This is a genomic window from Falsiphaeobacter marinintestinus, assembly GCF_007923355.1.
In the GTDB taxonomy this organism is placed as follows: domain Bacteria; phylum Pseudomonadota; class Alphaproteobacteria; order Rhodobacterales; family Rhodobacteraceae; genus Phaeobacter_A; species Phaeobacter_A marinintestinus.
In genome coordinates, this window is the sequence record NZ_VOGO01000002.1 from 378,918 (window position 1) to 402,056 (window position 23,139).

Annotated in this window: 23 protein-coding genes; 14 read left to right on the plus strand and 9 right to left on the minus strand. The window is 59.5% G+C overall.

From position 1 onward, the window contains the following. Positions 1-108 precede the first annotated feature (108 nt). The 10 genes from FOY56_RS06160 to FOY56_RS06205 all read left to right on the plus strand — a co-directional run bounded on the left by FOY56_RS06160 (position 109) and on the right by FOY56_RS06205 (position 9,894). Complete coding sequence (locus FOY56_RS06160) at positions 109-1,221, plus strand: MHYT domain-containing protein (RefSeq protein WP_146344937.1); 1,113 nt, start codon at positions 109-111, stop codon at positions 1,219-1,221. 138 nt (positions 1,222-1,359) lie between these two features. Continuing rightward, positions 1,360-2,223, plus strand: coding sequence for an FAD binding domain-containing protein (locus FOY56_RS06165; RefSeq protein ID WP_146344938.1), 864 nt, complete (start codon positions 1,360-1,362; stop codon positions 2,221-2,223). Positions 2,224-2,239: 16 nt separating this feature from the next. Then, a complete protein-coding gene (locus tag FOY56_RS06170; RefSeq protein ID WP_146344939.1) occupies positions 2,240-2,734 on the plus strand; it encodes a (2Fe-2S)-binding protein in 495 nt (164 codons plus the stop codon). Beyond that, a complete protein-coding gene (locus tag FOY56_RS06175) occupies positions 2,731-5,148 on the plus strand; it encodes an aerobic carbon-monoxide dehydrogenase large subunit (RefSeq protein ID WP_146344940.1) in 2,418 nt (805 codons plus the stop codon). The genes FOY56_RS06170 and FOY56_RS06175 overlap by 4 nt, the downstream gene beginning before the upstream one ends. A gap of 57 nt (positions 5,149-5,205) precedes the next feature. Next, complete coding sequence (locus tag FOY56_RS06180) at positions 5,206-5,691, plus strand: RidA family protein (protein WP_146344941.1); 486 nt, start codon at positions 5,206-5,208, stop codon at positions 5,689-5,691. Continuing rightward, on the plus strand, positions 5,688-6,539 hold the full coding sequence (locus FOY56_RS06185) for an AAA family ATPase (RefSeq protein WP_146344942.1): 852 nt from the start codon (positions 5,688-5,690) through the stop codon (positions 6,537-6,539). The genes FOY56_RS06180 and FOY56_RS06185 overlap by 4 nt, the downstream gene beginning before the upstream one ends. Beyond that, entirely contained in the window at positions 6,539-7,729 is a 1,191-nt protein-coding gene (locus tag FOY56_RS06190) for a vWA domain-containing protein (protein WP_146344943.1), read from the plus strand. Before FOY56_RS06185 ends, FOY56_RS06190 begins: the two co-directional genes overlap by 1 nt. An 11-nt stretch (positions 7,730-7,740) precedes the next feature. Further along, positions 7,741-8,511, plus strand: a complete 771-nt coding sequence (locus FOY56_RS06195; RefSeq protein WP_146344944.1) for an XdhC family protein — start codon at positions 7,741-7,743, stop codon at positions 8,509-8,511. Between the two features lie 104 nt (positions 8,512-8,615). Next, positions 8,616-9,068 (plus strand): SRPBCC family protein, encoded by a 453-nt coding sequence (locus FOY56_RS06200; RefSeq protein ID WP_146344945.1) that lies wholly within the window; start codon positions 8,616-8,618, stop codon positions 9,066-9,068. Between the two features lie 199 nt (positions 9,069-9,267). Then, a complete protein-coding gene (locus tag FOY56_RS06205) occupies positions 9,268-9,894 on the plus strand; it encodes a GntR family transcriptional regulator (protein ID WP_281288797.1) in 627 nt (208 codons plus the stop codon). Between the two features lie 20 nt (positions 9,895-9,914). Here the strand turns inward: FOY56_RS06205 and FOY56_RS06210 are convergent, their stop codons facing one another. Next, on the minus strand, positions 9,915-10,787 hold the full coding sequence (locus FOY56_RS06210; protein ID WP_186766259.1) for a 1-acyl-sn-glycerol-3-phosphate acyltransferase: 873 nt from the start codon (positions 10,785-10,787) through the stop codon (positions 9,915-9,917). Between the two features lie 316 nt (positions 10,788-11,103). Between FOY56_RS06210 and FOY56_RS06215 the strand changes: the two genes are divergently transcribed. Both FOY56_RS06215 and FOY56_RS06220 read left to right on the plus strand, forming a co-directional pair. After that, positions 11,104-11,808, plus strand: a complete 705-nt coding sequence (locus tag FOY56_RS06215) for a cytochrome b561 domain-containing protein (protein WP_146344948.1) — start codon at positions 11,104-11,106, stop codon at positions 11,806-11,808. Between the two features lie 33 nt (positions 11,809-11,841). Continuing rightward, positions 11,842-12,777 (plus strand): hydroxyacid dehydrogenase, encoded by a 936-nt coding sequence (locus tag FOY56_RS06220; RefSeq protein ID WP_146344949.1) that lies wholly within the window; start codon positions 11,842-11,844, stop codon positions 12,775-12,777. 34 nt (positions 12,778-12,811) lie between these two features. Here the strand turns inward: FOY56_RS06220 and FOY56_RS06225 are convergent, their stop codons facing one another. The 8 genes from FOY56_RS06225 to FOY56_RS06260 form a co-directional block, all read right to left on the minus strand. Then, complete coding sequence (locus FOY56_RS06225) at positions 12,812-13,864, minus strand: MBL fold metallo-hydrolase (RefSeq protein ID WP_146344950.1); 1,053 nt, start codon at positions 13,862-13,864, stop codon at positions 12,812-12,814. Between the two features lie 63 nt (positions 13,865-13,927). Further along, complete coding sequence (locus tag FOY56_RS06230; protein WP_146344951.1) at positions 13,928-15,184, minus strand: LVIVD repeat-containing protein; 1,257 nt, start codon at positions 15,182-15,184, stop codon at positions 13,928-13,930. Between the two features lie 55 nt (positions 15,185-15,239). Further along, positions 15,240-16,580, minus strand: coding sequence for a TRAP transporter large permease (locus tag FOY56_RS06235; RefSeq protein ID WP_146344952.1), 1,341 nt, complete (start codon positions 16,578-16,580; stop codon positions 15,240-15,242). A 15-nt stretch (positions 16,581-16,595) separates the two neighbouring features. Beyond that, positions 16,596-17,096 (minus strand): TRAP transporter small permease, encoded by a 501-nt coding sequence (locus FOY56_RS06240; protein ID WP_146344953.1) that lies wholly within the window; start codon positions 17,094-17,096, stop codon positions 16,596-16,598. A gap of 61 nt (positions 17,097-17,157) precedes the next feature. Further along, positions 17,158-18,219, minus strand: a complete 1,062-nt coding sequence (locus tag FOY56_RS06245) for a C4-dicarboxylate TRAP transporter substrate-binding protein (protein ID WP_146344954.1) — start codon at positions 18,217-18,219, stop codon at positions 17,158-17,160. 414 nt (positions 18,220-18,633) lie between these two features. Further along, entirely contained in the window at positions 18,634-19,458 is an 825-nt protein-coding gene (locus FOY56_RS06250) for a sulfurtransferase (RefSeq protein ID WP_146344955.1), read from the minus strand. A gap of 24 nt (positions 19,459-19,482) precedes the next feature. Continuing rightward, a complete protein-coding gene (locus tag FOY56_RS06255; RefSeq protein ID WP_146344956.1) occupies positions 19,483-20,496 on the minus strand; it encodes a Gfo/Idh/MocA family protein in 1,014 nt (337 codons plus the stop codon). Beyond that, complete coding sequence (locus tag FOY56_RS06260) at positions 20,493-21,005, minus strand: flavin reductase family protein (RefSeq protein WP_146344957.1); 513 nt, start codon at positions 21,003-21,005, stop codon at positions 20,493-20,495. The genes FOY56_RS06255 and FOY56_RS06260 overlap by 4 nt, the downstream gene beginning before the upstream one ends. Positions 21,006-21,222: 217 nt before the next feature. Here FOY56_RS06260 and FOY56_RS06265 point away from each other — a divergent pair, with 217 nt between their 5' ends. Further along, positions 21,223-22,320 carry an LLM class flavin-dependent oxidoreductase gene (locus FOY56_RS06265; protein WP_146344958.1) on the plus strand — a complete coding sequence of 366 codons (1,098 nt, stop codon included), beginning with the start codon at positions 21,223-21,225 and terminating at the stop codon, positions 22,318-22,320. After that, entirely contained in the window at positions 22,317-23,135 is an 819-nt protein-coding gene (locus FOY56_RS06270; RefSeq protein ID WP_146344959.1) for an alpha/beta fold hydrolase, read from the plus strand. Before FOY56_RS06265 ends, FOY56_RS06270 begins: the two co-directional genes overlap by 4 nt. Positions 23,136-23,139: the final 4 nt, after the last annotated feature.

Below are 23,139 nucleotides of genomic sequence, written 5' to 3' on the forward strand. Positions count from 1 at the left end.
CTTTGTCGGGCCCGGCTGATCGCAAACAAATCCGTCCCTGTGCGTCTGCAGGTTTGCGCGATACCTGATCCTTTGCTACGACTCGCCGCCAAGGGGAGACGATCTGAAGTGTTGGAGTATACCCATAACGGGTGGCTGGTGGCGGCGTCGCTGGCAGTTGCCTTGATGGCGGGCTTTACAGGCCTGTCGATCACCCGTGGCGCGTCGGCGCTGAATGAACGCAACCGCAAGATCGTCGTGGCATTGGCCGCGATCATTCTGGGCGGTGGCATCTGGTCGATGCACTTTGTTGCGATGCTGGGCCTGCAACTGCCGATCCTGTTCTATTATGACGCGCTTATCACACTGATGTCGGCCCTGGTGGCGATCCTGATGGTCGGGCTGGCATTGCTGGTGCTGCACTTCCGACCCCGCACCCCCGGCACCATCATTGGGTCAGGTGTGATTGTCGGGCTGGGGATCGTGGCGATGCATTATATCGGCATGGCTGGTATGCAGTTGTGCCGCCCGGTTTATGGCTTCACGCAGGTCGTGGTGTCGATGTTGGCTTCGGTGATCCTGTCGGTGCTGGCGATCTGGGTCGCCTATGATGAACGCACCCACCGCAACATCATACTGGGGACGCTGTGTTTCGGCGTGGCCGTTGTCACCATGCATTTTGTCGCCATCGGTTTGACTGCGTTTGAGGCCAGCGATGTTGCCGGGGCCAGTGGCCCGGCACTCGGCAACCAGACGCTGGCGATGGGGGTCACGATCTCGGTCTTTCTGATTTGCTCGGCCTTCCTTCTCACCGGGATCACATTCATCGGCGCGGATCCCGCCGCTGAAACGCCAACGCCCCCTCCGGTTCCAGCCACAGATCCAGAGCCGACGCCTGTTGCCGCGACTGCCGCAGGCATCCCGTATGAGCGGGAAGGGCAGACCTTTTTTGCCGATCACAGCGCCGTCGCAGCCCTGCGGGCTGAAGGGCATTACACGTTGCTCTACGTAGGCGAGGAAAAGCTGTTCTGCCCCTGGTCGATCACCGAAGCTGACAGCCGTTTGATACCGCTGGGCTTTCTGCGCTGCCATCGCAGTTACCTGATCAACCCGCATTTCGTATCCGGGTTCGAGCGCAACAAAGACAACGGCACCTGCTTTTTCGACAGCACCCCGTCCTTGCCCAAGGTGCCGGTCAGCCGCTCGCGCATGGCCGATGTGCGCGACGCCCTTGGACTATGATCGCAACTCGTGCGCGTAATTCGCATTTCGTGAAACGAGCTGCGAGGCTCGTTTAAGCGGTCTGGCATGCTATGATCCGCATGGCACCCTTGGCCGAGGTAAACCGCCACAAGCGGCCCCAAGGGAGGACATTCAAAAATGATACCAGCCGGGTTCGAGTACCATCGACCCGCCGACGTGGCGTCGGCGATATCCATCTTGAAACAACATGGTGACGAGGCACGCGTCGTTGCGGGTGGGCACAGCCTGATCCCGATGATGAAGCTGCGTATGGCAGACCTCGCACACCTGGTCGATCTTCAGGACATTGGCGAGATGAAAGGCATTCAAGTCGGCGCAGACACCGCCGTTCTGGGCGCGATGGTCACGCAGCACGAGATGATCACCCATGAGGGTCTTGCCGCCGCCATTCCGTTGATCCGCGAAGCTGCGCTTCAAATCGCTGATCCGCAGGTGCGCTATGTCGGCACGGTCGGTGGCAATGTCGCCAATGGCGATCCGGGCAACGATATGCCGGGCCTGATGCAATGCCTTGACGCCCAGTTCGAACTGGCCGGCGCAGATGGCAGCCGCACCGTGGCGGCGCGCGACTTCTATGAGGCAGCGTATTTTACCGCTCGCGATGACGAAGAAATCCTGACCCGGATCCACATCCCGGTGCCATCTGCCGGGACTGGCTACGCCTATGAAAAGCAGAAGCGCAAGATTGGCGACTATGCCACCGCAGCCTCGGCTGTTCTGATCACGATGGACGGCGGCACCTGTGCATCGGCCTCGATTGCGATGACGAACCTTGCCGACACGCCGATCTGGGCCGAAGCCGCTGCTGCAGCGCTGGTGGGCACGTCACTGGACGAGGCTGCACGCGCAGCCGCTGTCGCCGCCGCCATCGATGTGATCGATCCGGTGTCTGACAACCGTGGACCCGTCGATTTCAAGAAACACGTGGCGGGCGTCATTCTGCGCCGTGCCATCGACCGCGCCGCATCGCGCGCGTCGTAAAGGGAGGACAACGCACATGAGCAAAATGCATGTGAAAATGACGGTGAACGGTAAAGAGGTCGAAGCCCTTGCCGAGCCGCGCACGCTTCTGATCCATTTCCTGCGGGAAGATCTGAAAATCACCGGCCCCCATATCGGGTGCGAAACCAGCCATTGCGGTGCCTGTACCGTCGACATCGACGGCAAGTCGGTTAAATCCTGCACCGTTTTTGTGGCTCAAGCCAACGGGGCAGATGTGACCACGGTTGAAGGGCTGGTGAACGAAGATGGCACACTCGGCGTCATTCAGGAAATGTTCCGCGAGCATCACGGCCTTCAGTGCGGGTTCTGCACACCCGGCATGATCACCCGCGCACATCGCCTGCTGCAGGAAAACCCGACGCCCAGCGAAGAAGAAGTCCGCTTTGGCATGGCCGGCAATCTGTGCCGCTGCACCGGGTATCAGAACATCGTCAAATCGATCCTGGCCGCGGCCGATCATTTGAACGCTCAGAAGGAGGCCGCCGAATGAAGGACGAAGTTCAAACCCCCGCAGAACGCACCGCCAACCTCAAAGGCATGGGCACGTCCCGCAAGCGGGTCGAAGACGTCCGGTTCACGCAAGGCCGTGGCAATTACGTCGATGACATCAAGATGGATGGAATGCTGTATGGCGATTTCGTCCGCTCTCCCTATGCCCACGCCCGCGTGGTCAGCGTCAACAAAGAGGCCGCTCTGGCGATCCCTGGTGTCGTTGCGGTTCTGACGGCAGAAGACCTTGAACCCCTTGGCCTGCACTGGATGCCCACATTGGCCGGTGACAAGCAGATGGTTCTGGCGGATGGCAAAGTGTTGTTTCAGGGTCAGGAGGTCGCCTACGTCGTCGCCGATGACCGCTACGTGGCCGCCGACGCCGCGGAACTGGTCGAAGTGGAATACGAAGAACTGCCCGTGGTCGTCGACCCGTTCGAGGCGCTGAAGACAGACGTGGTTCTACGCGAAGATCTGGCTGGCCAGACCGAAGGCGCGCATGGCCCGCGCAAACATCACAACCACATCTTCACCTGGGAAGCAGGCGAAAAGGACGCGACCGAAGCCGTCATCGCAGGTGCCGACGTGGTCGCCGAAGAGATGGTGTATTACCACCGCACGCACCCATGTCCGCTGGAAACCTGCGGCTGCGTTGCGTCGATGGACAAGGTCACCGGCAAGCTGACGCTGTATGGCACATTCCAGGCCCCGCACGCGATCCGGACCGTGGTCTCGCTGATTTCCGGCATTGCCGAACACAACATCCGCGTCATCAGCCCCGATATCGGCGGCGGGTTTGGCAACAAGGTCGGTGCCTATCCGGGCTATGTCTGTTCAGTCGTGGCCTCCATCGTGACCGGAAAGCCGGTCAAGTGGATCGAAGACCGGATGGAGAACCTGATGTCCACTGCCTTTGCCCGCGATTACTGGATGCAGGGCAAGATCGCCGCCACGTCCGAGGGCAAGATCACCGGGTTGTGGTGTCACACGACTGCAGATCACGGCGGCTTTGATGCCTGCGCCGACCCGACCAAGTTTCCCGCCGGGTTCATGAACATCTGCACCGGATCGTATGACATTCCGACGGCCTATCTGGCGGTGGACGGTGTTTATACCAACAAGGCTCCGGGCGGCGTGGCCTATCGCTGTTCGTTCCGCGTGACCGAAGCGGCGTACTTCATCGAACGCATGATCGAGGTTCTTGCGATCAAGTTAAACATGGACGCGGCTGAACTGCGCCGGATCAACTTCATCCGCAAAGACCAGTTCCCGTACCAGTCCGCTTTGGGCTGGGAGTATGACAGCGGCGATTATCACACCGCATGGGACAAGGCGATGAACGCGGTCGGCTATGACGACCTGCGCGCCGAGCAGGCCCAACAGCTTGAGGACTTCAATGCTGGCAAAACCCGCAAGCTGATGGGGATCGGCCTGACGCACTTTACCGAGATCGTCGGGGCAGGGCCGGTCAAGAACTGCGATATTCTTGGGCTGGGTATGTTCGACAGCTGCGAAATCCGCATTCACCCCACCGGGTCGGCGCTCGCACGTCTGGGCACGATCAGTCAGGGGCAGGGGCATGCCACGACCTTTGCCCAGATCATCGCCTCCGAAATTGGCATTCCTGCCGATGACATCACGCTGGAAGAGGGCGACACCGACACCGCGCCTTACGGTCTGGGCACCTATGGCTCACGCTCCACTCCGGTTGCCGGGGCGGCAACAGCAATGGCGGGGCGCAAGATCCGCGCCAAAGCGCAGATGATCGCGGCCTATCTGCTTGAGGTCCACGACGACGATGTTGAATTCGACATTGATCGTTTTGTGGTCAAAGGCGCACCCGAGCGGTTCAAGACGATGAAGGAAATCGCCTTTGCCGCCTATAATCAGGCGATCCCGGGCATCGAACCGGGTCTGGAAGCGGTCAGCTACTATGATCCGCCAAACATGACCTATCCCTTCGGGGCCTATGTCTGTGTGCTGGACATCGACGTTGATACGGGTGAGGCCGAGGTACGCCAGTTCTATGCGCTGGACGATTGCGGCACCCGCATTAACCCGATGATCATCGAAGGGCAGGTGCATGGCGGTCTGACCGAAGCGCTGGCCATCGCGATGGGGCAAGAGATTGCTTATGATGAGATGGGCAACGTGAAAACCGGCACGCTGATGGACTTCTTCTGGCCAACGGCCTGGGAAACGCCGAACTATCAGACTGACCACACCACCACCCCAAGCCCGCATCACCCGATTGGGGCCAAGGGTGTGGGCGAAAGCCCCAATGTGGGCGGTGTGCCATGCTTCTCGAATGCTGTGCATGATGCGTTCAAGTCCTTTGGCCTGACGCAAACCCACATGCCGCATGATCATTGGCGGATCTGGAAAACCGCCAACGGTCTGGGCCTGCATGGGTGATAGGATGGCTTTGGCCGGGGTGATTTGCCCCGGCCGAAACCTCACAGGAGACGTCTGATGTCCAAAATCGAAACCCGTCTGGCTGACCTTGGCCTGACCCTTCCGGCTGCCACCCAGATCCCGCCTTCGGTGCATTTGCCGTTCAGCTTGGTGAATGTCCGTGGCCCGCGCGTGATGATTTCGGGCCATCCCAAATCAAACGCCGATGGCAGTATGGGCGGACCGTTTGGGGTCTTGGGCGACGACATGACCACGCAAGAGGGCTATGACGCATCGCGCGACATCGCGCTGTCTGTCCTGGCGAACGTCAAAGCCGAGATCGGTGATCTTGACCGCGTTGTCGGCTGGATGCGTGTGTTCGGCATGGTCAATTCCGCGCCCGGTTTCAAGGAACAGCACCTTGTCATCAACGGGTTCAGCGACCTCATCCTTGACGTGTTCGGGGCCGAGATCGGCAAACATTCCCGGTCTGCCATCGGCACGCATGGATTGCCCATGGGCTTCGCGATCGAGGTCGAAGCCGAGTTGGAGATATCTGCGTGAGTTTTGAGAGCATTCAAAAATCTCTGGCCGGACAGGGCTATGTGGCAGGCGACCGTCTGGCCATGGCCCTGCATCTGGCCGACACGCTGGGCCGACCCCTGTTGCTGGAAGGGCCTGCAGGCGTTGGCAAGACCGAGGTCGCCAAGGCCCTGGCCGCGATGAAGAACACGCAGTTGATCCGCCTTCAGTGTTACGAAGGGCTCGACGCGTCGCACGCGATCTACGAATGGAACTATCAGCGCCAGCTTTTGGCAATCCGCGCGGGCACCGGAGAGGATGAACTGTTCTCGGACAAATATCTGCTGCGCCGCCCACTGCTTGAGGCGATAAGCGCGGATATACCTCCGGTTCTGTTGATTGATGAGATCGACCGGGCCGATGAAGAATTTGAAGCCTATTTGCTGGAAATTCTGTCCGATTTCCAAATCACCATTCCCGAACTCGGCACGTTGAAAGCCACGTCGCGCCCGTTGGTGATCTTGACGGCCAACGGCACGCGCGATCTGTCCGACGCGCTGCGCCGTCGCTGTCTTTACGCGTTCCTCGATTATCCCGACCGCGAAACCGAACTGGCGATCCTGAACGCGCGGATGCCGGGGCTGGAGGCAAAACTTGCCCGTCAGATCGTCGGTGTCGTGCAACAGATCCGGCGCGAAGACCTCGAAAAAGTACCGGGTATTGCAGAAATGCTGGACTGGGCCGCTGCACTGTCGGGCCTTGGCCTGAACGATATGGCGCAAGACCCCGAGATGCTTCAGGCCACGCTGGTCTGCCTTCTCAAAACTGCCGCCGACCGCGACGCCGCCCCGCGCCAAGTGCTGGATGCCATGATCGGCAAGGTGGCGTAATGCAGGTTACCCGCTTTCCCGCCCGCGCCGAAGGGATGGCCGACCGGATGTCCGGGTTTGTCGCGCATCTGCGTGGCAACGGGGTGCGGGTTGGCCCGCAAGAAACCGCAGATTCGCTACAAGCACTGGCCGCCGTCGACGCCACAAATCCGGAACAGGCCCGCGCCGCCCTGTGCAGTCTTCTGGCGCAGGACGCCGAAGATTGGCGCCGATTTGACGATCTGTTCGACGCCTACTGGTTTAATGCCGGGCGTCAGCGGGCAGGCAACGTGTCGACCCATGTTCAGGTGCAAGCCGCGCGCCCGACCTTGTGGCAACCGCATTTCGAACCCGATGCAGGCGACGGCAATGCCGAAGCTGCGCCCGAAGACGCATCGCCAGATCCCGGAGCCGAGGACGCCGAGGGCACCGATGGCCGCTTGATCGCGACACGGACAATCAACCTCAACCGCCGCGACCTGCGCGAACTGATGGATGAACACAGCTTGCGTCAGGCCGAAGTGGCCGCAGAACGTATCGCACGCGCCATAAAAGACCGCCGGTCCAGACGTCGCAAACAGGCGTTGCGCGGACCGGCATTGGACATGCGCCGCATTCAGCGCGCCAGCCTCGCGCGGGGCGGCGAGCCGATGGACCTGTTCCGCAAAGCCAAACCACCACGCCCGATGCGCATCGTGGCGATCTGCGACGTCAGCGGATCGATGACAGCTTATGCGCGGGTTTTTCTTGCGTTTCTCAAAGGGCTGGTTGGCAGCGGGATTCAGGCCGATGCCTATCTGTTTCACACCCGCCTGATGCGTGTAACGGATGCCTTGCAAGACCACGACACCCTGCGCGCTGCAGCCCGGCTTAGCCTGATGGCCGAAGGCTTTGGGGGCGGGACCGACATCACAGGCAGCCTGCGCAGCTTTGTCGACGGGTATGGCGCAAAGGCGCTGAACGGGCGCACCGTCGTGGTGATCCTGTCGGATGGGTACTGTACCTCGTCCCCGGATGATCTGGGCGACGTTCTGGCCCTCATTCGTCGCAAGGCGCGCCGCATCGTCTGGCTTAACCCCCTGAAAGGCTGGCAGGATTACGCCCCTGTGGCCGCCGCGATCCGGGCGGCTGAGCCGCATCTGGACGCGCATCTTCCCGCAAACACGCTTCAGGCGCTCGCCGCGCTTGAACCCGAATTCGCCAAGCTCTGAAAGGACAGCCGATGCCCGGTTTCGACATCTTCGATACCCTCGACACGCTGCGCCAGAATGGCGATGCCTTCTGTGTCGCCACGGTTCTGCGCACCGCCGACGTGACCTCGGCCAAGGCCGGGGCCAAGGCGGCCGTTACAACCGATGGGCAAATCCATGGTCATCTGGGCGGCGGGTGTGTCCAGCGCGCGGTCAAGGCCGCCGCTGAAACTGCTCTGGCCCAGGGCGCGCCGCAGATGATCCGGGTGAAACCGTCCGAAAAGGTCGTCGAAATGCACGATCCTGACGGGTTCCAGACGTTCAAAAGCGGCTGCCCCTCGGGCGGAACCGTTGATTTGTTGATCGAACCCTATCAACCCGCGCCACGCCTTGCCGTGTTCGGCAGCGGCCCGATTGCGACGGCTTTGACAGACCACGCCACGCTGACGGGCTTGCGCGTTGTGGCGGGCGAACAGGGGCTCGACCATATCGAACCGCGCGACTTCGTCGTCGTGGCCTCGCAAGGGCAGGGCGATCTGGCCGCTTTGCGTCAGGCGCTCGACAGCCCGGCCCGCCGGGTGTCGATGGTGGCCAGTCGCCGCAAGGCCGATGTGCTTAGCGCGAAACTGATCGGGTCCGGTCTGACCGAGGCCAGCGTTCACCGCCTGAAATCGCCCGCCGGTCTGGATATCGGAGCTGTCGATCCGCAAGAGATCGCCCTGTCGATCCTTGCCGAAATCGTCAAATGGCGAAACCAGGACATGCAAACGCAAAACGGAGATCACGATGAGAAAATGGCTTGAGAACCTGTTCGCGCGCCCCGAAACCCCCGATCTGACTGACGCCGAAGCCGCCGAACTGGCGCTGCGCGTCTTCCCGAAATGTTGCTGACAACAGGAAAACCCGAATGGAACTAAGTGACGAAATCCGAATTTCCGCGCCCAAGGCTGCGGTCTATGCGGCCCTGAACGACCCTGAAATCCTGCGCCAGTGTATCCCTGGCTGTGAAGAGCTTATCCAGCATTCGCCCGAGGAACTGGAAGCCAAGGTTGTGCTGAAGATCGGGCCGGTCAAAGCCCGGTTTGCCGGCAACGTGACTCTGGACACGGCCAAGGCACCAGACGGGTTTTCGCTGACCGGCGAAGGCAAGGGCGGCGCTGCCGGATACGCCAAGGGCGGGGCCGAGGTGACGCTGACAGAAGACGGGGATGAGACGGTTCTTGCCTATACCGCCAAGGCCGATGTCGGAGGCAAGATTGCCCAGTTGGGCAGTCGCCTGATCCTTGGGACAGCCAAGAAACTGTCGGGCAAATTCTTTTCGAAATTTGCCGAAATTGTTGGGAATTCTGCGGCAGGATAGACTGGGCAAAGATGGTGCAAGCGCGCAGGCGCCACTACTAACATCTGATAAATTTTCGGACCATGGGGATGGAACGGGAAGAGGCAAGGGCGCTCGAAAGGGCGCCTTTGCTGTTTCTTGATCTTTCTCGGTTTAAAGATCAGGTCTGTTCGGTACATACTGGTGTGAAATCCCATCGCCGTCCAAAAAGAGGATTCTCGTGCAGACCGGAAAACTTGTTCGCTCGTCTCTATCCGCCCAGATCCGGGACCGATTGGTGTCTCAGATCGTCGGGGGTGAGCTTAAGCCAGGTGATCGTCTGGTCGAACTGCGCATCGCGTCTGAAATGGAAACCAGCCAGGCCCCGGTGCGCGAAGCATTGCGTGAACTCGAAGCGATGGGGTTGGTCGAAACGGCGCATAACCGCGGGGCAAGGGTCCGGATTCTGAGCGATGATGAGTTGCGCGAAATCTATGACGTCCGCTCTCAACTGGAAGGTTACGCCGCCGAACTGGTTGCACGCACAGGGGTGTCGCTGAAATCCAGCCTTGAAAGGAAGATGGCGGACATGCGCCGGGCCGCCAACAAAAGCGACTCCAAAACGTTTTCCGAACACAACACGACCTTTCACCGCCTGATCATGGAGGCGGCCGGCAATGTGACGCTGGTCAGCCTGTGGGAAGGGCTGAACGTCAAGTCCCGTACAATGTTAAATGTAGCGCGCCACAAAACCGACCTGATGGTCGTCACCGAGTCTCATCAGAGGCTCGTCGATGCATTGGAAAGCGGCCACGACATCCGCGCGCGGGACGAAGCCATCGCGCATGTTTTGGACAACCGGCCCTGACCAACGCGCGTGCGTGCCGGTTATTCTGCGTACAGTCCCGGAACCAGCTGCTCTGCCTTGGTTTTCAAAATCTGCGGCGGCGTTCCGGGCGGATTTTGTGGCCCGTAGTGCACGTCATACTGACCGCCAAGCTTTTCGATCAACTCGGCAGAATAGCGAAGCGACCCGACCATTGCCCCGAAATTGTCATCGCCGCGACGAATACGTTTTGCCAGTGATCTGAGCTTGTAATAATACGGCGAGTTGCGAGCGTTCAGCGCGGCAGGAACCACCGGAACCGCGCATTTTTTTGATACCCGGCTTGTGCCGCTGCGCCATTCGGGTTCAACCAACCTGCCATTTACGTCGCTGGGCACCCGGCCTGACCCAAAGATCAGGATCGCGCCGCCCGCGTTCAAATGATCGTGCATCAAGCGCACCACATCCTTGGCCGTTTCAGCGCGGTTGTTTTTGCTGATCTTCACCGAGATCATCATCTCGGCGCCCAGAAACACTTCCGTTTCCTGGTTTGCGACCACTTTCAGATCCGGCCGCCGCTCCAGCAGCGCGCTGGCATGGGCAATGAAATCGAACAATCCCGTGGGGTGTGTCGAGGCGATGATGACTGGCCCCGTCGTCGGGATATTCTCCAACCCATGCGGTGTGATCGTCGTGCCGCCGTTCAGGCGCAATGTCTGGTCAATCAGCGCGCGCCCGGACAATCCATTCAGGTTCTCAAGAAGGGTCTGTGTCCCGGCAAGATCGAACAGCGGCCGACCGGTCAGACCGCGGCTTACGGTATCGGCAAGTTTCATGGCTGCGCGGACCAACCCCAGCCGGACCGTGGCGTCGGGCGGCAGATGCAGCCGCTCTGAGATAATTCGATCCAGGGACCGTGCGCGGTCAGCCTTCATTGGCATTGCGTCAGGGCAGGGGTGGGTCGGCGACATGACAGAATACAATGGTTTTCCAGTCTATTAGTAAAGATGTTTAGTCCGTGAATAAAATAATCAGTGATTAATAAATAGCGGTAAACGGCCTGCAGATCAATGGTTTTGTGCCAGATGCCTGATCCCGGGCAGGGGAGTGGTCGGATTGTGCAAAAAAAGCTATGAATTTGGCATCCATCCGCTTGTCGATTTACTCGATTATCGATAATCTGAATCAGCACGCCAGTGTGCAACAAACACGATCGAACGCTTCCGGGAGGCACCGAAGATGGCCGAAAAAATGTCCCACATCCCAGAAGAGGTTTACTTCGGCCTCCTTGGGCGCACGTTCGAAATTCACTGGAACTATCACGCCATCCTGATGGTCAGTATCTGGGTGGTTCTTGTGCCGCTCTGCATCACCATCGTGCGCTATGGCAAACCCAAGCCGACAAAACTTGGCCTGCAACGCAAAGTCAGTTTGCGCCACCCCGAATGGTGGTGGTTCAGCGCCCATAAATACGGGCTTTATACCGCCATATTCCTGTCAGTCGCCGGGGCGCTTGTCGCCCTGATCGTCAGCAAAGGGTTCAGCGGATCAATCCATGCCACCTTCGGGTTGCTGACCATTCTGATGGGGGTCATTCAGGTCGTGGCGGGCATCTATCGCGGCACGCATGGCGGCAAGTATTACAACAACGCAGACCCGAACGATCCGGAAACCTGGAAGGGCGATCATTACAGCCGCACCACGCGCCGCCGGATTTTCGAGGCCTATCACAAGACCGCAGGCTACTTCACCCTGTTCTGTGCACTTGGCGCGGTCGGCTCTGGCCTGATGCAGTATTCGATGCCGGTTCTGGCGGCCCTGGTCTTCACCATTCCCTTTGTTTTCCTGGCGATCTGGGTCGTGCTGGAATTCTATGAACGCCGTTATGACGGCTATCGCGCCGTGCACGGCTATGGGATCGAACACCCCTACAACAAGGAACGCGAGTTCCTGTAACCGCCTTTCAGCTCTCACGAAAAGGAACAGACCATGGCAGATGTCGTGATCAGCGAATTCATGGATGAACCGACGGCACAGGGGCTGATCGACGATTTCGATGTGCATTGGGACCCGGACTTGTGGGGCAAGCGGGACCAGCTTTTGGCCCAGATGGCGACGGCCCGCGCGATTATCGTCCGCAATGCCACGCAAGTTGATGAAGACCTGCTGAACGCCGCCCCCAAGCTGGAAATCGTCGCGCGGATGGGGGTTGGGCTGGACAATATCGACGTTGCAGCCTGCAAGGCGCGCGGCGTCGATGTGTGCCCGTCAATCGGAGCCAACGCGGTTTCAGTTGCCGAGTATGTCATCACCACGGCGATGATCCTGCTGCGCGGTCCGGCCTATTACGCAACGCCCGACGTGGTGGCGGGGGAATGGAACCGGCCCAAATTCGCAGGTGGCGTTGAACTGGCAGGCCGCACCATGGGCGTCGTTGGTTTCGGCTCCATCGGGCAGATCGTCGGGGCCAAGGCGGCGGCCATGGGGATGGACGTCATCGCCTATGACGCGGTGATGCCAGATGAGTCCGAAGCCTGGTCGCAGGCCCGGCGCGTCGATCTGGACACATTGCTGGCCGAGTCTGATGTGGTCACGCTGCATTGCCCGAAACTGCCTGAGACGATCGACCTGATCGACGCGGCAGCGTTCAAACGGATGAAATCCGGCGCGATCCTTGTCAATTCGGCGCGCGGCGGCATCGTGAACGAAGCCGATTGCGCAACTGCGCTGAAGTCAGGGGAAATCGCCGGTGCCGCCTTGGACACACTGGACATCGAACCGATCACCGAAACAGCGCAGGCGCTGTTCAAGGATGCGCCCAACCTGATCCTGACCCCGCATATCGCGGGCGTCACCCAGGAATCCAACCGCCGCATTGCCGAAGTTGCCGCCGCCAACGTGCGGCGGGTTCTGACGGAAAGTTGAAACGCGGCGGTCGCAATGGCCGCCGCGTCACGCGTCACTGCTGAACGATCCGATGCGTCGCAAGATCCGTTCCCACGGTCACGTCGCCTTCAAAGCCCCCGGCCTGAACCGCATCGGTGTAATCAGCCTCGCTCAGCCCACCGCCTTCGATGACATAGGGCCCTTGCCGGGGCGCGCCCATCGGCGGGATCAGGTGCGTCAGCATCAGATGGCCAACACCGGCCCGTTGGGACAAGCCGCCAAGATCCGTGGCTGTGCTCTGGCGGAAATAGATCGGCGGAGGAAATCCGCTGGTGCCATCCGGCCCCATCACCGGGTGAATGACCGAATGTACCAAAATGTCGGCACCGTCAGCCAATAGTTCGACCTGCGCTGACGTTGAACTGGCGCGCGGCGGTTTGCGCGCGTCATTGCCGGCATCTCCCCCGATCACCACGCTGCCCGCAGGCGTATCGACCCGGTACGACGCATGGCCCGGCACATGGGTCGAACGGATGGCCGACACGGCGACATCGCCCTGTTCCCAGACTTTGGCGACCTGTTCCGTCGGCGTGAACGTCACCGTGTTCAACAGATCCGCAGGTCCACCCGCCAGTCGTTTGGGGTTTTCCGCCAGCCGCTGCGCCATTTCGCCCGAGGCAATCATCGCATCACCAATGCTGGATGTGAACTTGCTGCAACTCATCGTGTGTCCGGCGGGCGAGGGCGCATCGGCACTGCACACAACATCCAGCTTCGGCCCCTTTGAGTTAAAATGCCAGCGCAGCTGCGCCATATCGATCAACCCTTCGGAATGGTCCGAATGGATATGCGTGAAGAAAACCGCGTTCAGCTTGCCAACCGGAACACCGATCTTGCTCAGCTGCTGGGTCGTGCCCCGGCCCGTGTCAAATTGCAAGAACACATCGCTGCATCCGGTTTCAGTATCGCCATAGCGCACCAGCGTGCCGGACCCTGCCTGTCCCATGAACACCGGCGGTCCGCCTTGCGTTCCCGTCAGTGTGACTTCAACGCAGGGCGCGGCTGCAACGGGTGCGGCCAGCATGGTCAACGCTGTTGCCAGACTGGCTTTTGTTGTTCTGTTCATTGTCCGTCTCCTCCCAGTGTTTCGATCAATCCGCGCAGTTCAGAACCGCAAGGCACGGGCAAATTATCCCTCGTATTCAAGGATATACAGCCCTGCGTTATAGTCCGAGCAATACACTAGCCCCTCTTTCGATACCCAGATATCGCAGGACTGGATGACCCGGTCGCGGTTCGGACGGGTATCCATCATGCGCGCAGGCGCAGGCGGAACAAAGGCCGCCACCTCTTGGGGTTGATAAGCGTTTGAGATGTCATGCACCCGGATGCCGGCGTTCTGATAGGTCGAGAATATGAGTTGATCGCTGACCAACCCGTCGGGGCGGTTTTCATGGATGTTATGTGGCCCGAAATGCGCGCCCTTGTTGACGTAATCGGCATCATCCGGGATTGGAAAGGTCGAAATGCTGATCGGATTTGAGGGTTCGCGAATGTCAAAGACCCAGATGTGTTTGATGCCGTCGGCACACTTGTCCAGCACGGCTTCGTCGGCGACGATTAACAGGTCGCGGTCAGGCAACGGCAGGCAGTTGTGCGTTCCACCGCCAAAGGGCGGTGACCAGTTGCGGTGCACGATCAGTTCGGGGTTGGCGCGGTCGGCCACGTCCATGATTACCATGCCGCCGTCGCGCCAGGCACCATAGGCCGTGTCGCCATGTACAATGGCATGGTGCAGCCCAGCCCGCGCCTGATCTTCCGCTGGTTGCTCTCCGGCGGCGATGTTCATTCCGGGCAGCCAATAGCGGCCAGCCTCTTTCGGATTGGTCGGGTCGGACATGTCGATGGTGATGAAAATATAATCCAGAAACCCGTCCAACAGGGCCGAGGCATAGGCCCAACGTCCGCCTGTGTACCAGATCCGGTGAATGCCGCCCCCTTCGACCCCCATGAACCCGATCTGACGCGGATTGGCCGGATCCTTGATATCATAGACTGACATGCCCGCAGTCCAGTCGCGCCCGGCCGAACTGACATCCGCGGTTCCGACCTTTTTGCCCAACTTGCCCTTGTAATACTCTTCTTCGTTCTGGAACTCAGCCGCCGCGAACATGTTCTTGGCGTTGATCACAAGCAGCAGGTCATCATGGCTTTGCAGATGGATGTTCCACGTATTGTGCGGGGCAGGGACATAGGCCACCGGTTTGGGGTCACGCGGATCGCGACAATCGACGACGCTGAAGCCATCCGAAAACATGTGACCGATGATGGCATGGCCCTTGTTCACCATCAGCTGCACCCCGTCGGGCCGCCCGCCCTGATCGGAATAGCCGATAAGTTTCATGTTCTTGGCATAGTCGGGTTGCGGAAGATCAGGGCGTGTCATGTCGGGTTCTGTCCAGTTTTTGGTCGTTACATTTCGTGGTGTCGGTCAGCAGGCGCTACATCAGCAGATCCGGCAAATAGTTGGCGATGGCAGGGATGAAGACGATCAAAAGCACCGCCAGCAGCATGATGCCCCAATAGGGCACGGACGCGCGGAAAATATGCTGCACCCCGACTTCGGTATCCTGGATCGAGGCTTTCACAGTATAAACCAGCAACCCGAACGGCGGCGTCAGCAGCCCGGCTTCGATTGCGATAATGCCGACGATGGCAAAGCTGAGCTGATCAAAGCCAAAGGCCAGCGCGACCGGCTCAACAATGGGCACCGTCAGCAGCATGATCGAGATTGAATCGATGATCATGCCCAGTATGAACCAGACCAGAATAATGATCGCCAGAACCTGCCACGCGGCCAGTCCCGAGTCCTGAAAGAACGTTCGGATTGCCGTGGTGACGCCGGTCATCGCCAGCGTCCGGCTGTACAAAGCGGCCAGCAGCAACAGGATCAGGATCGGCGCGGCGGTCTTGCCCACCGAATAGATCGCCTCGACAAAGCCGCGCCAGTTCAGCCCCTTGGCAATGGCCAGGATCAGCGCCAAAGCCGCCCCGGCACCAGCCCCTTCCGTCGGGGTAAAGATCCCCCACCAGATACCGCCCAAAACGGCAGCCACGATGCCGCCAACCCCCAACAGTGAAATAGCGAATTGCCCGGCAGGCAAATCCTGTTTCGTGGTGTCCAACTCGGCTGGCGTCTCGACCGGTGCGGCCCCTTCGCCGACGACATCGGGGTTCACATAGGCCTTGATCACGATATAGCCGATGAACATGGTCGCCAGCAGGATACCCGGCAGCACGCCCGCCAGAAACAGCCGCCCGATGGATTGTTCCGTCAGGATCCCCCAGACGATCATCAGCACCGAGGGCGGGATCAGCATCCCTAAACAACTGGACCCAGCAATCGCCCCCAAGGCGAACCCCCGGTCATAATTGTGTGCGCGCATCTCGGGGTACGCGATGCGGCTGAACGCCGCCGCCGACGCAATGGAAACCCCGGTCACAAAGGAAAACACCGTGTTGCCCAGCACCGTGGCAATCGCCAGCCGGGCCGGGACACGTTTCAACCCCTTGTTGATGGCGACATAGATGTCCGTGATTGCCCCGGAACGCCCCATAAATTCGCCCATCAGCATGAACAGCGGGATCACCGCAAAGGTGAAATCGCGCAATGCCTCGGCCGAGGTTGACGCCAGCGTCGCTTCAACAATGCGCATCTTGCCGGTGACCATGTAGATGCCAACGGCGCTGGTCACCCCCAGCGCGACAGCGACATGCACGCCCAGCAAAACCAGCGCGAACAACAGTCCGACGATCAGAACGGCGGTGGACAGGTCAAACACAGGCGGCTCCGATCATCACAGGTCCAGCCGCTCGACCTTCAGGTCGAAGATCTCGACCAAAGCCAGCACGACATAATTGATGCCCGCCAGACCTGCGCCAAAGATGATCGCAAATCGCGCCGGCCAGACCGGCACCCGCAACGCCCCTTCGCCGTCAAATTCGCCATTGGCGAACGAGCGAAGCGCGGGTTTGATACCGGCCTTGAGCAGGAAAAAGAAAAACACGGCACCCAGGATCAGACCGGCGATCAGCAACAGTTTCTGCACCCAGCCGGGAAACATCTCGACCAGAAAATCGGCTCTCAGCATCGACCCGGATCGCACGGCAAACCCGACCTGCATAAACACGATGATCACAACCGAATTGGCGACGATCTCTTTTGTGCCGGACAGGGGGATGTTCATCGCGCGGAAGATGATGTCGGCCAGAATGAAGAAACACAGGAAAAACGCCCAGATGGCGCCAAACACCATCATGATTTTGGTCAGCCGGTCAGACAGTCGGATCAGGCCCATGCGTACCTCGTAAGTGTATGAGGAGGGCGCGCCGCCAGACCGGTCGGCGCGCCCCAAGCCATTACTTGATCATGTACCGAACTGGCCATTCATAGCCATTGGCCTCGGCCCGATCCAGAACAAGGTTCAGCACCTGTGTCGCTGGCAAGCCCTGTCCGTTCAGATCATCAGCCAAAGTTTGCGGCCAATCGGCCAGCGACTCGGCCCAGGCCTTGCGCACCTCGGGAGAGATTTCGTTCACCGTGATCAGGCCGCGCAGTTCTTCGACCAGACGGTCATATTCAGACGCATTGACGATGCCGGTTTGTTGTTCGTAATCGGCCGCGACCTCCAGCAGGATCTCCTGAACCTCGGGCGGCAGTTCGTTATAGGTGTCCTGGTTAATGGTCAGCCCATGCCATGTCATCGACCCAAACCCGATCAGCGTATAGAAGGGGCCGGGTTCATACAGCTTCAGGTTCACCCAAGCTGACGGGAACATGATCCAGCCTTCGTATACGTTGGTCTTCATCTCGGTATAGGCGGTGGCCAAGGATGACTGCACCGGCGATACGCCGCCATATTTCAGCCAGTTCAGGTTCAGACCCGCCCCGGCGATCTTCTGCCCCTTGAGGTCTGCCAGATCGCTCCATTCAAAGGACGTACCCAGATTGTACCCGCCATCCGCAATCCGCGCCAGCAGCACCTGATTGAACTTGTCGCCGAACACATCCGTCAGATACGGCACCTCGGCATAAACCTCTTGCGCGATCTTCAGCGATTTTTCTGGGTCCATCGTGCCAAACGGCAGCATCACCTGAAACGCGTGCAGCGGCAGGTTCGATGGTTCAAAGCAATAGCAGAAGCCGCCGATGTCCAGAATGCCGTCCTGCACGCCTTCCAGAACTTCGGTGACCTTGACGATCGATCCAGAATACCCTTCGACAAAGTTGATCGTATGATCGGTACGTTCCTCGACCCGTTTCTTCAGCTCGGGTTGAAAATAGTCGATCATCAGACCGGCATAGACCACGCCGGGCGGGTGGCCCGATCCGATCCGCAGGGTGATATCATCCGCCAGAGCCGCCCCTGTCGAGACTGTCATGGCAAGGCTTGTGGCCGTCGCGAGTGCTAGGTGTTTCATTCGTTCCTCCCAAAATGAAATGGCATCGCAACCGTCATTCGGCGCTTGCCAGGTGTCCCGATTTAGGGTCGTCGCCTTGCGGGTCTGATCCTTTTTGTCCGGGCTTCTTTTTGTTCGCGTCCTCCTCGACGCCGGTCTTGCCTAAGCCAGATGTCCCGATCCCTTGTTCCGGGCTCTGGGCCTGCCATTCTGTGCGCCTGGTCTGGATCAAATGTCCAAAAGGTTGACCATTCGTGAAGCGGCGCGCGTTCCTAAACCTTTTTCATGTTGCAACAATTTTGCCCGTCAGGTCCAGAATGAACTTTAAAAACAGAGAAATGATTTGGGTGGATCCAAAGATTGACGGGCGTCCGCAAGAAAAGGTCAACCAATTAATGCGGGCTGAGATCAACGGGTGTGCGCCGTTTCGCGCAATCAGGCCTCGATCGGGAACCCGACAATGCTGCCCCATTCGGTCCACGACCCGTCATACACGCGGACATTTCGATAGCCGAGCATTTGGGTCATGGCGAACCAGACCAGCGTCGCGCGATGGCTCAGACGGCAATACAGAATAATCGTGTCGCCCCCATCGGGCGTAACCCCGACAATGCGCAAAAGCTCGGACAATTCGTCCAGCGACCTGAACGTATCGTCGTCATTCAGAAGGCGGCGGAAATACAAAGAAACAGCACCGGGGATGCGTCCGCTCCGCTCGGCCCCATGATCAAAACCCGGCGGCGGCATGACCCGCTGACCCGCGTATTCTTCGGGGCTGCGCACATCCAGTATCAAATGGCCCGGCTGGCCTAACGCGGCGCGCACCTCGTCCCGTCCAATGCGCGGATTTATGTCTGCATTGTCTGCTGAACCAACGGTCGCCGACAGGGGCGCCGGAGATTCTTCCAAAGGGTTGTCCTGCAGCCATTTCGTCAGGCTGCCATCCAGAACCTTGAGGTTTTGATGACCGGCCAATGTCAGCGCCCAATAGGCATAGGTTGCGTATTGCACGGTTTCGCTAGTCAGGACCAAGGTCATATCCGCCGATATCCCACGGACGCCGAGCCGGTCGGCCAGTTCAGCAGGGGTGACCAGCTCCCGATCTGTCGGGTGCCAGCACAAGTCCTTCCAGAAGAACCGGATCGCGCCGGGGATACAGTGGGGATGCGGTACCCGTTTGGACTCGACATGCACAACCCTCAGGTTCGGCGCGGTCAAACGGTCGGCCAGCCAGTCTGTTGAAACCAGTGTATCGTGCATCCGGTCGCCCTTGTTGCCAGACGTCTATGTCCTCAGATCACGGATAAAGACGGTTCGGCGGTCTTCGGCGGAAATCGTAATCGCCTCAAGCACCTCGATGTTGTGTACCATCTGATCCAGCGTGAACGGGTACTCAGACTCGCCCATCGCAGCCGCGGCAAACGCTTCCAGATTGGCGGAAACAGCGTCGGCCCAGTCATACACATCGTGCTGCAAAGGCTGCCCGGTCACCGAGGTCACATAGCGGACCTTGCCGCCCGGTGTATCGGGGTGGGTATCGTTCAGCACTTCGATCCATTTGTCGGTGCCAAACACATGCATCCGAATGAAATGAGGCGTGTGCAGTACTGCGCTGAGTGTCGCGGTCATCCCGGCCTCGAACCCCAGTTGCACGGTCACCACATCACCGGTTTCCCAGCCCAAAGACCGGCTGGCGGTCATCGCCTGTACCGTCTCAACCGGGCCAAAGAACGAAATCATCAGATCGGTCAGGTGGATGCCCATCGCGGTCATTCCCGCAGCGGGCGAGACGGCTTTAGACGTGCGCCAATCGCCCTTGGGCACACCAATCAGCTTGTCATGGCTGAACGCTGCCTCGGCATGCATCAGCGTTCCCAGCTCGCCCGCATCAATAGCCGCTTTCAGGGCCAGCATTCCGGGTTCGAACCGGCGTTCGTGACCAATCCCCAGCTGAACGCCCGCATCGCGACAGGCCTGAACCGACCGCCGCGCGCTGGCTGCCGTCAACCCAAGGGGTTTCTCGCAGAACACATGCTTGCCCGCCTGCGCGCAGTGAATAACCTGCTCTTCATGCAGCGGGTTTGGGGTGGCCAGGATCACCGCATCGACCTCGTCCAGCGCCGTGACCTCGGCCAGCGTGTCATACACGGCCAACCCCATCGCCCGGATCGCGTCATGATTGCCCTCAAATGGCTCGACGATTCCGGCAATCTTGATAAACGGATGCCCCTCTAACCGCCGCGCAAAATGCTGGCCCCACCATCCGAACCCGGCAACCGCCACGGTAAATGTCGTCATAAAAGGTCTCCGGCCTGCAGGAATTTCCCGTTGTGAAACAGCAGCGGTGGCTTTTCCGCCTTGCGGAACCGGCGCACCTGCCCAAGGTAGATTTCGTGATCGCCACCGGGAATACGCTGAATGGTTTCGCATTCCAATACGGCCGAGGCGGCGTTCAGAACCGGTGTGTCGCCAAACCCTTCTTCCCAGTCGATGCCCGCGAATTTGTCATCCGATGGGCGGGCAAACTGCAACGCCAAATCCTTGGATTCATGGCATAAGATATTGACGCAAAACGCATGATGGCTGCGAAAGGCGCTTAAACTTGGCGCATTCAGCGACAGGCTCCACAGGATCAGCGGCGGATCAAGCGAAACAGAGGTGAATGAGTTTGCAGCCAGCCCAACCGGTGCTTTGTCATCGCCCAGCGTGGTGACGACCGTGACACCCGTGGCGAATTCCCCAAGGGTGGATCGAAGCGCGATCGGGTCCAGATCGCTGGTCGAAAGGTCTGTGATTTGTGCGTTCATGATAGCGCCTTTTCCCAGTCTCTGCTTCAATTTAGGAATTGGTGCATCAGTATAACAACTTATTTGTTCTTATGCCTTCCTTCAGGTTTGCTGATACCGGAACCCCGGCGCGCATATCAGTAATTTTGATCGAGACCATTAGAAAGCATCATTGTCACTGAGCTGATCTGTCGGACTAACCTGACTGAAACCGCTGGAATCAGATCAGGAGCGCCACATGAAGCTTTCCTTCTTCACCATGCCCATCCACCCGCTGGGCAAGCCCATATCACAAAGCATCCGCGAAGATCGCGAAGCGTTCATTCTGGCGGACAAGCTGGGCTTTGTCGAAGGATACGCTGGTGAACACACGACTGATCACGCCGAATGCATCACCTCGACCGTCGCCTTTATGGCCAGCCTTGCCTACGAGACGAAAAACATCCGGCTTGGCACAGGCACGGTCAACCTGCCCAATTCGCACCCCGCACGGGTCGCCGCCGAAGTCGCGATGCTGGACCACATGCTGGAAGGGCGCTTGAACTTCGGCATCTCGCCCGGCGGGCTGATGTCAGATGCCGAGATCTTTGGCAATCTCGACCGCGACCGCAACGCAATGTTCATCGAATGTATCAACATGGTGCTCGACATCTGGTCCGGTGAACCGCCCTATAATCTGAAGGGTGAGTTTTGGGAGGTCTCGACCGAGAACACCATGATGCCGGAAATCGGGCAGGGCGCCATCATCCGCCCCTATCAGGATCCGCATCCGCCAATCGTCGGCACCGTGGTCGCGCCGTTTTCCAAAGGCGTCACAGCCATGGCCGCCCGCGGGTGGGAGCCGATCTCGGCCAACTTCCTGCTGCCCAAATGGGCGGCCAGTCACTGGCCAAACTATGCCGAGGGCTGCGCCCAGGGCGGGCGCGAGGCGGATTTCAGCAATTGGAGCGTGGCAAAAAACATCTGCGTTGCCAAAGACATGGCCACCGCCAAACGTTATGCCCGCGATCCGGGCAGCCCCTATGTCCTGTATTACAGCCAGATTTTGAAAAAGATGCGGGCAGGCGGGCGTCTGAACCTGTTCAAGGAAGACCAGAACATGGACGATGACGCCGTGACGCTTGATTACGTGCTTGATCGTCTGGTGATCCATGGCGATCCGGCAAGCGTCGCGGATCAGGTTCTTGCGTTTCAAGAGGTGACCGGACCATTTGGCAAACTGGTCTACGCGGGCCACGACTGGACCGATTATGATCTTGGCCGCCAGTCCATGATCCTGATGGCCGAAGACGTTTTGCCCAGAATCAACACCGCACTAGGAGCCTCTGAACAATGACCGACACCCCAATCACCGGCGACATCACGGGCGTCGGCGGCACCCGGATCTCGTATCGGATTGACGGGCCCGAAGGGGCGCCTTGGCTGATCCTGTCGAACTCGCTGGCGACCAACATGTCGATGTGGGACCCGCAGATGCCCGCCCTCAGCGCCAGCCGCAGGGTGGTGCGCTATGATCAGCGTGGCCACGGTGCCAGCGCCCCGGCCGCGCCGCCCTATACCGTCGATCAGCTTGCCGGTGATGTCATTGCCTTGATGGATCACCTCGGCATTGAAAGCACTGATTTCATGGGGCTGTCGCTGGGCGGAATGACCGGGCTTGGCTTGGCCATTCATTATGGCCCCCGGATCAACAGGGTGGTCTGCGCCGATGCGCGGGCCGATGCCCCTGCGGCGTATCAGGGCATCTGGGACACCAACATCGCCAAGCTGCATGAAAGCGGCATTAGCGCGTTGTGCGAAACCACGCTGGGGCGCTGGTTCACGCAGGACTTCCTCGACAATCCCGAAAACGCAGACATGCTGGACGACATCCGCACCATGATCCGCGGAACCGCGCCGCAAGGCTACGAAGGTGTTGGCCGCTTCCTGCAAAGCCTCGATTTGCTGCCCGGTATCCCGTCGATCACCTGTCCGGTTCTCTATGTCGGCGGTGAAAACGACATGGCCGCCCCGGTCGATGTCATGCAGAACATGGCCGACCAAACAGCCGATGGCCGCATGGTCGTCATCCCCGGCGCGGCGCATCTGTCGAACATGGAAAAACCCGATGTCTATCTGAACGCCGTGTCCGGCTTTCTCGGACTCGACTGAACAT